This window comes from Cryobacterium psychrotolerans (genome assembly GCF_900101115.1).
Taxonomy (GTDB): domain Bacteria; phylum Actinomycetota; class Actinomycetes; order Actinomycetales; family Microbacteriaceae; genus Cryobacterium; species Cryobacterium psychrotolerans.
The window spans coordinates 361,526-373,714 of sequence record NZ_FNFU01000001.1 but is presented as its reverse complement, the minus strand read 5'-3'; the positions used below and the strand labels follow the sequence as shown (position 1 = coordinate 373,714).

Annotated in this window: 10 protein-coding genes and 1 pseudogene; 3 read left to right on the top strand and 8 right to left on the bottom strand. The window is 68.3% G+C overall.

Features of this window, described 5'->3' with window-relative positions; translation table 11 throughout:
- The 5 genes and pseudogenes from BLQ39_RS15935 to BLQ39_RS01585 all read right to left on the bottom strand — a co-directional run.
- Positions 1–325, bottom strand: a pseudogene (locus BLQ39_RS15935) (hypothetical protein); the annotation flags it as partial.
- A 142-nt stretch (positions 326–467) separates the two neighbouring features.
- Positions 468–1,736, bottom strand: a complete 1,269-nt coding sequence (locus BLQ39_RS01600; protein WP_092321352.1) for a citrate synthase — start codon at positions 1,734–1,736, stop codon at positions 468–470.
- A 210-nt stretch (positions 1,737–1,946) separates the two neighbouring features.
- Positions 1,947–3,047 (bottom strand): succinyldiaminopimelate transaminase, encoded by a 1,101-nt coding sequence (gene dapC, locus BLQ39_RS01595; protein ID WP_277870622.1) that lies wholly within the window; start codon positions 3,045–3,047, stop codon positions 1,947–1,949.
- Positions 3,048–3,054: 7 nt separating this feature from the next.
- Complete coding sequence (fdxA, locus tag BLQ39_RS01590; RefSeq protein WP_092321306.1) at positions 3,055–3,378, bottom strand: ferredoxin; 324 nt, start codon at positions 3,376–3,378, stop codon at positions 3,055–3,057.
- Between the two features lie 65 nt (positions 3,379–3,443).
- Complete coding sequence (locus tag BLQ39_RS01585) at positions 3,444–4,379, bottom strand: PIG-L deacetylase family protein (protein WP_092321305.1); 936 nt, start codon at positions 4,377–4,379, stop codon at positions 3,444–3,446.
- Positions 4,380–4,564: 185 nt separating this feature from the next.
- Here BLQ39_RS01585 and efeU point away from each other — a divergent pair, with 185 nt between their 5' ends.
- From efeU to efeB, 3 genes are read left to right on the top strand one after another with little or no spacing between them, the layout of a single operon-like run.
- Positions 4,565–5,428 carry an iron uptake transporter permease EfeU gene (gene efeU / locus BLQ39_RS01580; protein WP_134574722.1) on the top strand — a complete coding sequence of 288 codons (864 nt, stop codon included), beginning with the start codon at positions 4,565–4,567 and terminating at the stop codon, positions 5,426–5,428.
- Positions 5,429–5,460: 32 nt separating this feature from the next.
- A complete protein-coding gene (gene efeO / locus BLQ39_RS01575) occupies positions 5,461–6,633 on the top strand; it encodes an iron uptake system protein EfeO (protein WP_092321304.1) in 1,173 nt (390 codons plus the stop codon).
- Complete coding sequence (gene efeB / locus BLQ39_RS01570; RefSeq protein ID WP_092321303.1) at positions 6,630–7,925, top strand: iron uptake transporter deferrochelatase/peroxidase subunit; 1,296 nt, start codon at positions 6,630–6,632, stop codon at positions 7,923–7,925. Before efeO ends, efeB begins: the two co-directional genes overlap by 4 nt.
- A gap of 100 nt (positions 7,926–8,025) precedes the next feature.
- Here the strand turns inward: efeB and BLQ39_RS01565 are convergent, their stop codons facing one another.
- From BLQ39_RS01565 to BLQ39_RS01555, 3 genes are all read right to left on the bottom strand, one after another.
- A complete protein-coding gene (locus BLQ39_RS01565; RefSeq protein WP_092321302.1) occupies positions 8,026–8,460 on the bottom strand; it encodes a hypothetical protein in 435 nt (144 codons plus the stop codon).
- A gap of 105 nt (positions 8,461–8,565) precedes the next feature.
- Entirely contained in the window at positions 8,566–10,476 is a 1,911-nt protein-coding gene (typA, locus tag BLQ39_RS01560) for a translational GTPase TypA (RefSeq protein ID WP_092321301.1), read from the bottom strand.
- Positions 10,477–10,481: 5 nt separating this feature from the next.
- Positions 10,482–12,164 (bottom strand): ABC transporter ATP-binding protein, encoded by a 1,683-nt coding sequence (locus tag BLQ39_RS01555; RefSeq protein WP_092321300.1) that lies wholly within the window; start codon positions 12,162–12,164, stop codon positions 10,482–10,484.
- Positions 12,165–12,189: the final 25 nt, after the last annotated feature.

Below are 12,189 nucleotides of genomic sequence, written 5' to 3'. Positions count from 1 at the left end.
CCTTCCCGATATCGGCATACGTCATCCCGTTCCGATGACCGATCTGGATCATCCCCCGCTCGAATTTGGTCAACGACCGATACCGCCGAGGGACCCCACCCTGCTCGACGGCGGGCCACTCGTCCGGGACGTGCTCCGAGGCATCAGGAGCGATCTTGAGGCGTGACCGGGCATGTCGAAGAGGCATTCCGACAGACTGCCGCCACCACACCGTCGCCGTGTTGACCGACGCGCCCACACTGGCGCCCGCTTCTCGCAAACCCACCCCCGCGCACACCAAGTCAACGAACTCATCACGAGCAGCCTGCGGAAACAACTTGACCATAAAACGCTCCATCAATCAGAGCGTTGCTTTGACCCTATGACTTTGCCGCCCCACGAAGGTGCCAAACTCACAGTTCGGCGGATCGGGATGGAGCGGAAAAGGCGGGCGGGGGTCAGCGGACGGGGGTCAGCGGGCGGAAGGGCTAGCGGGTGGGGAAGTCGCGGGCCGGAGAGCCGATGTAGAGCTGCTGCGGGCGGCCGATCTTCGTCGCCGGGTCTTCGTTCATCTCGCGCCAGTGTGCCACCCAGCCGGGCAGCCGGCCGATGGCGAACAGCACCGTGAACATCCGGGTCGGGAAGCCCATCGCCTTGTAGATGACGCCGGTGTAGAAGTCGACGTTGGGGTAGAGCTTGCGCTCCTGGAAGTAGTCGTCGTTCAGCGCGATGTGCTCGAGTTCCTGGGCGATGTCGAGCAGGTCGTCCTTGACGCCGAGGGCGGCGAGCACCTCGTGGGCGCTCTCCTTGACCAGCGTCGCGCGCGGGTCGTAGTTCTTGTACACCCGGTGGCCGAAGCCCATCAGGCGCACGCCGTGCTCCTTGTTCTTCACCCGTTCGACGTACTTCTCGACGCCTTCGCCCGAGGACTGGATCTCGCCGAGCATCTTGAGGACGGCCTCGTTCGCGCCGCCGTGCAGCGGGCCGAAGAGGGCGTTGATCCCGGCGGACACCGACGCGAACAGGTTCGCCTCGGTCGACCCGACCAGGCGAACGGTGGAGGTGGAGGCGTTCTGCTCGTGGTCCTCGTGCAGCATCAGCAGGCGTTCGAGCGCCCGGCTCACGACGGGGTTGACCTCGTACGGCTCGGCCAGCGTGCCGAAGTTGAGTTTGAGGAAGTTGTCGACGAAGCTCAGCGAGTTGTCCGGGTAGAGGAAGGCCTGGCCGATGCTCTTCTTGTGCGCGTACGCGGCCATCACCGGCAGCTTGGCGAGCAGGCGGATTGTCGAGATCTCGACCTGGGCCGGATCCTTCGGGCTGAGCGAGTCCTGGTAGTACGTCGACAGCGCCGAGACGCCGGACGAGAGCACCGACATGGGGTGCGCGTTCGTGGGCAGCGCGTCGAAGAAGCGGCGCAGGTCCTCGTGCAGCAGCGTGTGGCGGCGGATGCGGGTGTCGAACTCCTCGAGTTCGCTCGCGCTGGGCAGCTCGCCGTAGATGAGCAGCCACGCGGTCTCGAGGAAGCTCGACTTCTGGGCGATCTGCTCGATCGGGTAGCCGCGGTAGCGCAGGATCCCCTTCTCACCATCGATGAACGTGATCGCCGAGCGGGTGGACGCCGTGTTGACGAAGCCCGAGTCGATCGTCGTGAGGCCCGTTTGCCGGGTCAGGGTGGAGATATCGATACTGCCGGCGCCGTCGGTGCTCTCCAGGATCGGGAACTCCGCGCTCCCGCCGGGGAAGGTGAGGGTGGCCATCTTCGGCTCGCCGGATGGGGTGCGTGCGACGTCGCTCACGGCGCCTCCTTGAAGTATGGCAGCGAGAAGATCGCTGCCTGATGGTCTGTGGCGGTCCGCCGCAGAGCACTGGTGCATGGCAACGTCAACCGCATACAGCCTAATCGTCCGTGCCGCCTACTGTCGCATCCGCCAAAGCTCCGGCGGATTCGATGGCGGTAATGCACAACGTCAGGAACGGAGCCGATCGGCGGCTGCCGCGATCCGTTCGTCGGTGGCGGTGAGCGAGAAGCGCACGTGCCTCGGGTAGAAGTCGCCGTAGAACGGCCCGGGGCCGGCCAGGATGCCGAGGTCGGCCAGACGGCCGATGGATTCCCACGCGTCGACGCCCTCGGTGGCCCAGAGGTAGAGGCCGGCCTCGCTGTGGTCGATCCGGAAGCCCGCGTCGCGCAGGGCCGGCAGCAGCACGGCCCGGCGCGCCCGGTAGCGTTCCCTCTGCACGGCCACGTGCGCGTCGTCAGCGAGCGCGGCGGCCATGGCCGCCTGCAACGGGGCGGGGAGCATGAGCCCGGCATGCTTGCGCACGGTCAGGAGGCGGGCCAGCACGCCGCCGCACCCCGCCACGAAGGCTCCGCGGTAGCCGGCCATGTTGGACTGCTTGCTCAGCGAGTAGATCGCCAGCACATTGTGACGGTTGTCCCCGATCACCCGAGGGTCGAGGATGCTCGGGATCCGCTCTGTCGCCCACGCTGCGTCCCAGCCGAGCTCGGCGTAGCACTCGTCGCTGACGATGACGGCGTCGATTTCGCGCGCCCGGGCGACGGCGGCTGTGAGCTCCGGGACCCCGAGGACGCGCCCGTCGGGGTTGCCGGGGCTGTTCAGCCAGATCAGTTTCGTCGTGGCCGGCCACTCCGCCGGGTCGTCGGAGGCCAGGGCCGAGGCTCCGGCCATGGCCGCGCCGATCGCGTAGGTCGGGTAGGCGGCCCGGGGGTGCACCACGGTGTCGCCCTCGCCGAGCCCGAGCATGAACGGGAGCAGGGCGACGAGCTCCTTCGAGCCGATCGTGGGCAGCACGTTCTTCTCGGCCAGGCCGGTGACGCCGCGGCGCCGCTCATACCAGGCGATGATCGCGCGCTGCAGCTCGGGGGTGCCGGCCGTCTGGGGGTACGAGTGGGCGTCGGTGGCGCCGGCGAGGGCCTGCCGGATGACGTCGGGCGTGGCATCCACCGGCGACCCGATCGAGAGGTCGACGATGCCGCCCTCATGAGCGCGCGCCCGTGCGGCAAACGGGACCATCTGGTCCCACGGGTAGTCGGGGAGCGGTTTCAGCACGCGAGGACTAGTGCGTGACCTGCGGAGGAAGCACCGCGATGACGGGGTGGTCCTTGGGGATGACACCGATCTTCGCCGCGCCGCCCGGAGAACCGATGTCGTTGAAGAACTCCACGTTGGCCTTGTAATACTCGGACCATTTGTCGGGCAGGTCGTCTTCGTAGTAGATGGCTTCGACCGGGCAGACCGGTTCGCAGGCACCGCAGTCGACACATTCGTCCGGGTGGATGTAGAGCGAGCGTTCGCCCTCGTAGATGCAATCGACCGGGCATTCATCGACGCAGGCGCGGTCTTTCACGTCAACGCAGGGTAAGGCAATGACGTAGGTCACAGTGGGCGGATTCCCTTCAGGAGCCGGATATCCAGTCTAGGCCGGTTCGGCGCGTGCGCGACCGTTCAGCGTTTGGCCGGGAGATGGGGCCAGGCGAGCACGAACGTCGCCACGAGGGCGGGCACGATGCTCCAGAGCGTTCCGGGCAGGCCCGCCGGGACGAGCACCGAACCGCCCGTGCTCCGCAGCGACAGCAGGAAGATCGTGCCGAGCATCCCGATGGCGCAGGAAAACACGACCATCCGGTCGCCGAACACGAGCCGCAGCCCGACCAGGAGCGCGGACACGGCGAGCAGGGCGAGGATCAGTCCGATCGGGATCGTCACCGGCCCGAGCACGAAGACGCCCTGGTGGGCGATCGTGCCCAGCAGTGCGAACGCCGCGCCGAGGAGCAGGGCGATCGCTGCGGCGGCCAGGCGGGCGCCCCGGGAGGGCGGGATGCCCCTGACCTCGCGGGCATCAGGCTCGTTGCGGAGGAACGCCTCCGTGCCGGTCACGGCGAGCAGCGAGCCATCCGGCAGTTCTGCGGCACCGTCGGTGACCGTCCACCGGTCCGGGTAGGCGGCGAGCGCGCCGCGCTTGCGTTCCAGCATGTCGCTGACATCGATGGCGACCAGGCGCGCGCCGGCCCCCTGCGTCACCCGGCGGGCGAGGAAGACGGGCACGCCCATCGCCTCGGCGGCCCGAGTCGCGGACTCCCGCAGCCCCTCGTCGGTGGAGCCGATCGCCACCGCGGTGGCGCGGGCCTCGGCGAGGGCCCGGCGGAGGGCGTCCTCCCGCCCGGCGGATGCCGCGGGCAGCGTCTGCCACTCGGTCACCCCGAGCTCGGCCAGCCCCGCACGGGCGGCATCCGACTCCCCCGGCAGCATGGCGCCGAACAGCACCACGACGGGTGCGCCGTCGGAGCGGAGCCGGGCGATTGTGCCGCCGGTCGCCAGCGCTTCGTCGCCGGGGCGGTCGTGCACGAAGACCACGCGTTCCTCGCTGCCGGACATGACCATCGGGACCCCACTGCCTTCGTGCGCGTGTGACGGGCCAAGCGCCCTCGTTCAAAAGCATAACTGGACAGCATCCGGCGGCCCCGGTTAGAGTGATCAGGAAGTAAGGTTAGCCTTACCAACCTCGGCCGAACCGGCCGCGGGAATCACGCCGCCGGCCGACCCGACGGAACAAACCAGGAAGACCCGTGCTCGCAAACTATCTGATCGGCCTGCGCGAAGGTCTCGAAGCCGCCCTCATCGTCACGATCCTGATCGCGTACATCGTCAAGATCGACCGGCGCGACGTGCTGGCCCGCATCTGGCTGGGCGTGGGCCTCGCCGTGCTTCTGGCCCTCGGCATCGGCGCCGTCCTCACCTTCGGAACCGTCGGCCTGTCCTTCGCGGCCCAGGAGACCATCGGCGGCGTGCTGTCGATCGTCGCCACCGGCCTGGTCACCTGGATGGTGTTCTGGATGCTCCGCACCGCCCGTGACCTCAAGGGCCATCTGCAGGGCAGCATCGACCGCCATCTCCTGGGAACCGGGCTGGGCCTCGTGCTGGTCGCCTTCCTCGCCGTGGGCCGGGAGGGCATCGAGACGGCCCTGTTCATCTGGGCCGCCGTGCAGGCGACCGGCGAAACCACACTCCCCCTGCTCGGCGCCGGGCTCGGCATCCTCACCGCGGTCGCCCTCGGCGCTCTGATCTACGCGGGGATGCTGCGGATCAACCTGGCGAAGTTCTTCGCCTGGACCGGCGGCATCCTGATCGTTGTCGCCGCGGGCGTGCTCTCCTACGGCGTGCACGACCTGCAGGAGGCGGGCATCCTGCCGGGCCTGCACAGCCTCGCCTTCGATGTGAGCGCCGCCATCCCGCCCGACAGCTGGTACGGCACCCTGCTCAAGGGCACGCTGAACTTCTCCCCCGCCACCACGTGGCTCGAGCTTGCGGCCTGGCTGGCCTATCTCGTGCCGACGATGACCCTGTTCATCCTGAAGAGCCGGCAGGGCCGGCCACGCCCGGCCGCAGCCCGCCCGGATGGCGCCGGTCGCGCCGTCGTCGCCGCCCGCTGAACCCTCTCTTTCCCGGCTACCAAAGGACTCCCATGCGCTCCCGCCTCGCCCTGCCCGCCTTCGTGTGCTCCGCCGTGCTCCTGGCCCTCACCGGCTGCGTCGCGAACGAGAGCGGCCCGGATGCCACCCACGCCACGCTGACCGTCGACAGCAGCGCCTCCGAGTGCGCGGTGTCGGCGGCCGAGGCCCCGGCCGGCACCGTGCGTTTCCGAGTGACGAACTCCGGCGACAAGGTCACCGAGTTCTACCTGCTCGGCCACGACGGCCTGAGGATCGTCGGCGAGGCCGAGAACATCGGCCCCGGCCTCAGCCGCGACCTGGTCGTGGAACTCGAGCCCGGAAAATACTTCACGGCCTGCAAGCCGGGCATGACCGGCGACGGCGTCGGCAAGGCGCCCTTCACCGTGACGGAATCGGGCGCTGCCGGCGAGGTCGACGCCGCCCTCGCCGCGCGGATCGAAACGGCCAACTCCGGTTACGCCGGCTACGTCCGGGACGAGGTAGCCGAGCTCGCCACCGGCACCGACGCCTTCGCCGCCGCCTATGTCGCCGGGGATGAAGCCCTGGCCCGCAGCCTCTACGCCCCGACCCGCGCCCACTGGGAACGCGTGGAAACCATCGCCGAGTCCTTCGGCGACCTCGACCCGAAGCTCGACCTGCGCGAAGCCGACCTCGAGGAAGGCCAGGAGTGGACCGGCTGGCACGCCATCGAGAAGGACCTCTGGCCCGCCGAAGCCGAGGCCGGCTATCAGGCCTACGGCGCCGACAAGCGCGCGCACCTGGCCAAGCTGCTCGTCGCCGACACGCAGACCCTCAAGGGCAAGGTGGCGGACCTGAGCTTCACCCTGTCCCAGCAGACGAACGGCGCGATCGGGCTGCTCGAGGAGGTCGCCTCCGGCAAGGTCACCGGCGAAGAGGAGTTCTGGTCGCACACCGATCTCTGGGACTTCCAGGCCAACGTCGACGGCGCGAAGGTGCTCTACGCGGGGGTGCGCGACATCCTGCTGGACAAGGACCGGAAGCTCGCGCGGCAGCTCGACACGGAGTTCGCCGCTCTCCAGGCGCTCCTCGACGAGCACCGGGTCGGTGACGGCTTCGCGGCGTACACCGAGCTCTCCGCCGCCGACATCCGCGCCCTCGCCGACCAGGTAAACGCGCTCGGCGAGCCGCTCAACCGGCTCACCGCGGCACTCGTCATCTCGTGACCGACGCCACGCCGCCTTCCGCCGGCCGGCCCGCCGCGCCGCGCGGCCTGTCCCGCCGCGGACTGCTCGGCCTGGCCGGAGCCGGCATCGCCGGGCTCGGGCTGGGGGTCGCCGGTGACCGCACGGTCATCGCAGCGACCGGGGGCGCCGGCACGGCGGCCGGCTACCCGTTCTACGCCCGGCACCAGGCCGGCATCGTCACCCCTGCCCAGGACCGCCTGCACTTCGCGTCCTTCGACCTCAGCCCGGGCACCAGCCGCGCGGACCTGATCGCACTTCTGCGTGACTGGACCGTCGCCGCGGCGGCCATGACCGCAGGCCGGGACGTCGGAGAGTTCGGCGCCGTCGACGGGCCCTACGACGCGCCCCCGGAAGACACCGGGGAGGCGCTCGGCCTGGAGCCCGCGGGCCTGACGATCACCTTCGGCTTCGGGCCGACCCTGTTCGAGGCGACGGATGGCACCGACCGCTTCGGCCTCGCCTCGCAGCGCCCCGCCGACCTCGTCGATCTCCCGCACTTCCCCGGCGACATGCTCGAGGAGGGCCAGGGCGGCGGCGACCTCTGTATCCAGGCCTGCGCGAACGACCCCCAGGTGGCCGTGCACGCGGTGCGCAACCTGTCCCGGATAGCGTTCGGCAAGGCGGCCATCCGCTGGTCACAGCTGGGCTTCGGGCGCACCTCGTCCACCAGCACGAGCCAGGCCACCCCGCGAAACCTGTTCGGGTTCAAGGACGGCACAGCGAACATCAAGGCCGAGGAACCCGCGGCGGTGGACGAGCAGGTCTGGGTGCAGTCCGGGGACGGCCCCGCCTGGCTGGCCGGGGGCTCCTACCTGGTGACCCGGCGCATCCGGATGACGATCGAGACCTGGGACCGCACGATCCTGCGCGAACAGGAGGCGATCATCGGCCGCAGCAAGGGCGAGGGCGCCCCACTGTCGGGCGGATCGGAGTTCACCGAGCCCGACTTCGACAAAGCCGGCCCGGACGACGCCCCACTGATCGACAAGGCCGCCCACGTGCGGCTCGCGCATCCGTCCCGGAACGAGGGGCGCAGGATGCTGCGCCGGGGGTACAACTTCGTCGACGGCAACGACGAACTCGGCCGGCTCGATGCCGGCCTGTTCTTCATCAGTTTCCAGCGGTCGCCGGAGCAGTTCTCCGCGGTGCAGCTGAGCCTGGCCAGGAACGACGCGATGAACGAATACACCCGGCACGTCGGGTCGGCGCTCTTCGCCGTGCCGCCCGGCGCCCGGGACGGCGCATACATCGGGCAGGCCCTCTTCGCCTGACCCGGCGCCCGTCAGGTTGAGTTACGGAGAAAGTACCCTCAATCCGAAAACGAAGGTACTTTCTCCGCAACTCAGCGCGTAGCGGCGCCCGCGGGGCGGATTAGCCCGGGCTGACCGTGTAGAGCAGGCCGTCGGAGTTGCTGGCGACGACGACGGTATAGGTGTCGTTCTTCATCGCGACGACGCTGGCGTCGCCGGCCGAGACGCGCGTGTCACCGACGAAGCCGGCATCCTCGAGCGTCTTCCTGGCCTCTTCGAGGGGGTCGGTGGCGTCGGACTTCACCGTCACGACCCAGCCGTCCTTGTTGTCGCCGGCGCCGCGGGCGCCGAAGAGGAGTTCCCCGTCAATGACGGCGACCTCGTCCGGCCAGCCCGTGGGCAGCTTCCCGCCGAGGCTGACGTCCCCGCCGGTCGCGCCCTGGACGGCGCCGTTGACGGCGCCTTCGGCCGAGCAGCCGGTGAGCAGCGGAACGCCCGCTACGGCGATGACGATGGCGAGCGAGACGCTCAGGCTCTGCCTGCTGATGGTCTTCATGGTTCTGCTTTCCTCATACAAAATGGCGCGAACCCGCAGTTGTGCAGGCTAAATCGACGATTTAGCGCGCACAACTGCGGGTTCGCGGATGGGGCAGGGGGGTGCCTAGTTGGCGTCCTGCTTCTTCAGGCGTGACGTCTGGCGCTGGCGGGCGGATGCCGCGAGCTCGACCTTGCGGATGCGCACCATGGCGGGCGTGACCTCGACGCACTCGTCCTCGCGGGCGAACTCGAGGCACTCCTCGAGGGTCAGCTGCTTGGACGGGGTCATCGACTCGAACGTGTCGGAGGTGGACTGACGCATGTTGGTCAGCTTCTTCTCCTTGGTGATGTTCACGTCCATGTCGTCGGCGCGCGAGTTCTCGCCGATCACCATGCCCTCGTAGACCTCTTCGGTCGGGTTGACGAAGAATGACATCCGCTCCTGCAGCGCGATGATCGCGAACGGGGTGACCACACCGGAACGGTCGGCGACGATCGATCCGTTGCTGCGGGTGACGATGGTTCCGGCCCACTCCTCGTAGCCGTGGAAGATCGCGTTGGCGATTCCGGTGCCGCGGGTGTCGGTGAGGAACTGGGTGCGGAAGCCGATCAGGCCGCGGGACGGAACGATGAACTCCATCCGAACCCAGCCGGTGCCGTGGTTGGCCATGTTGTCCATGCGGCCCTTGCGCGCGGCGAGGAGCTGTGTGATCGCACCGAGGTACTCTTCCGGCGAGTCGATGGTGAGGTGCTCGTACGGCTCGTGGATCTTGCCGTCGACGCGCTTGACAACCACCTGCGGCTTGCCGACGGTGAGCTCGAAGCCCTCGCGGCGCATCTGCTCGACCAGGATGGCGAGGGCGAGTTCTCCTCGGCCCTGCACCTCCCAGGCGTCGGGGCGTCCGATGTCGACGACCTTGAGCGAGACGTTACCGACGAGCTCGCGGTCGAGGCGGTCCTTGACCATGCGCGCGGTGAGCTTGTGGCCCTTGACCTTGCCCATGAGCGGCGAGGTGTTGGTTCCGATGGTCATCGAGATGGCCGGCTGGTCGACCGTGATGGTCGGCAGCGGGCGAACGTCATCCGGGTCGGCCAGGGTCTCACCGATGGTGATGTCGGCGAAACCGGCGACGGCGACGATGTCGCCGGGGCCGGCGCTCTCGGTCGGGTAGCGGTCGAGAGCCTTGGTGATCAGCAGCTCGGTCACCTTGACGTTCGCCACGGTGCCGTCGGACTTTACCCAGGCCACGGTCTGGCCCTTCTTGATCGTGCCGTTGAAGATACGCAGCAGGGCGAGGCGGCCGAGGAACGGGCTGGCGTCGAGGTTGGTGACGTGCGCCTGAAGCGGGTGCTCGTCATCGTACTGGGGCGCCGGGATGTGCTTGAGGATGGCTTCGAACAAAGGCTCGAGGTCATCGTTGTCGGGCAGCTGGCCGTTCTCGGGCTTGTTGCTGCTCGCCGCGCCGTTACGTCCGGAGGCGTAGACGACGGGAACGTCGAGGATCGCGTCGAGGTCGAGGTCGGGCACGTCGTCGGCCATGTCGCTGGCGAGGCCGATCAACAGGTCCTGGCTCTCGGCCACGACCTCGTCGATGCGCGCGTCGGGGCGGTCGGTCTTGTTGACCAGCAGGATGACGGGCAGGTGAGCCTCGAGCGCCTTGCGGAGCACGAAACGGGTCTGCGGCAGCGGGCCCTCGCTCGCGTCGACGAGCAGGACGACGCCGTCAACCATCGACAACCCGCGCTCCACCTCGCCACCGAAGTCGGCGTGGCCGGGGGTGTCGATCACGTTGATCGTGATCGGACCGTCGGTCGCGTGCAGCCCCTTGTAGGACACCGCGGTGTTCTTCGCGAGGATCGTGATGCCCTTTTCGCGCTCGAGCTCATTCGAGTCCATCGCGCGTTCTTCCACATGGGAGTGGTCTGCGAAGGAGTTCGTCTGCTTGAGCATCGCGTCCACCAGCGTTGTCTTGCCGTGGTCAACGTGGGCAACGATTGCAACGTTCCGGAGGTTATTGCGCGTGGCAATCGCCATAAGTTCTATTCCTTGTTTTGTCGTTTCGCAATCTGGCGAGCCTCGCGGCGAGCTCGTTGCTCGGCGGGGTCAGGCACAGGCACGGCGCTGATTAGGCGCTGGGTATAAGGGTCCTTGGGGGCACGAAGAATCTGGTCGCTAGTCCCCTGTTCGACTAGTTTACCCTTATGCATCACCGCAATGCGGTGCGACAGCGCATCGACGACCGCCAGGTCGTGGCTGATGAACAGGCAGGCGAAGCCCAAACGGCCCTGCAGCTCCTGCAAAAGCTCGAGGAATCGAGCCTGAACTGACACGTCCAGGGCGCTGGTCGGCTCGTCGGCGACGAGCAGATCGGGGTGCAGGGCGAGCGCCCTGGCGATGCCGACGCGCTGCTTCTGGCCGCCGGAGAGTTCGTGCGGGAACCGGTTGCGGTAGCTCGTGGGCAGTTCGACCTGCTCGAGCAGGGTCTGCACCCGCTTGTCGAGATCGGCACCCCTGGCCTCCCGCGACAGGTAGAGCGGCTCCCCGATCGACTCGCCGATGGGCATCCGTGGGTTCAGCGACGATGCCGGATCCTGGAAGACGATGCCCGCTTTGCGGCGCAGGGGGCGAAGGTCGCGCATGCCGGCCTTCGAGATGTCGATGCCGCACGAAATGAGGGTCCCCTCGCGGATCGGCAGCAGTCCGACGGCCGCGCGGCCCAGGGTGGTCTTGCCCGACCCTGACTCCCCCACGAGGCCGACGATCTCGCCCGGGAAGACCTGGAAGTTGATCTCGTCCGCGGCACGGAAGGCCGGGATCCGCCCACGCTTGGGGTACTCGATCGCCACGTTCTGAAAGTCGAGCACCGGCTTCGCGTCCACAGCGCGGAAGGCCTGCGGGCGCTCGGTGAGCTCGATGCCTTGGCCGAGGTGCGGGACCGCCGCGAGCAGCTGCTTGGTGTACGGATGCTGCGGCCGGTTGAAGATGTCGTCGATGACGCCGGACTCCACCGTGATCCCGTCTTTCATCACCATCACCCGGTCGGCGAGGTCGGCGACGACACCCATGTCGTGGGTGATCAGGATGATGGCGCTGTCGAGCCGCTTGTGCAGGTTGCGGAGCAGGTCGAGGATTTCCGCCTGGACCGTCACGTCGAGCGCCGTGGTCGGCTCGTCGGCGATGAGCAGGACCGGGTCGCAGGAAATCGACTGGGCGATCATGGCCCGCTGACGCTGTCCGCCCGACAACTGGTGCGGGTACTTGTTGAAGGACTCCGACGGGTTCGGCATCTCAACCATGGTGAGGAGCTCGATCGCGCGCTCCTTCGCCTCGTGCGGGGAGAGGTCGAAGTGCGAGCGCAGGGCTTCGGTGATCTGGAAACCAACCGTGTAGACCGGGTTCAGGGCCGTCATCGGCTCCTGGAAGATCGTCGCGATCGCGTTGCCGCGCACCTTGCGCAGCTCCGCCTCGGGGATGCCCCGCAACTGCTTTCCGAGCAGGGTGATCGAGCCGGTGACACGCGCGTTCGACGGCAGCAGGCCGAGCAGCGCCATGGTCCCCGTGCTCTTGCCGGAGCCGGACTCGCCCACGATCGCGAGGACTTCGCCGCGGCGCACCTCATAGTTCATGTCGATGGCGGCCGGGTACAGCTCGCCCTCTACCCAGAAGTCGACGTCGAGGTCCTTCACTTCGAGCACGATCTCGGGGAGGGTGTCGAAAACCATGTCGTCGCTCAGTGCGACGGTCGCT

Coding starts and splice junctions, on each gene's coding strand:
- BLQ39_RS01600 (WP_092321352.1), bottom strand. CDS start 1,736: ATGGCCACCCTCACCTTCCCCGGCGGGAGCGCGGAGTTCCCGATCCTG.
- BLQ39_RS01585 (WP_092321305.1), bottom strand. CDS start 4,379: ATGGTCATGTCCGGCAGCGAGGAACGCGTGGTCTTCGTGCACGACCGC.
- typA (WP_092321301.1), bottom strand. CDS start 10,476: ATGGCGATTGCCACGCGCAATAACCTCCGGAACGTTGCAATCGTTGCC.
- BLQ39_RS01555 (WP_092321300.1), bottom strand. CDS start 12,164: ATGGTTTTCGACACCCTCCCCGAGATCGTGCTCGAAGTGAAGGACCTC.
- efeO (WP_092321304.1), top strand. CDS start 5,461: ATGCGCTCCCGCCTCGCCCTGCCCGCCTTCGTGTGCTCCGCCGTGCTC.
- BLQ39_RS01565 (WP_092321302.1), bottom strand. CDS start 8,460: ATGAAGACCATCAGCAGGCAGAGCCTGAGCGTCTCGCTCGCCATCGTC.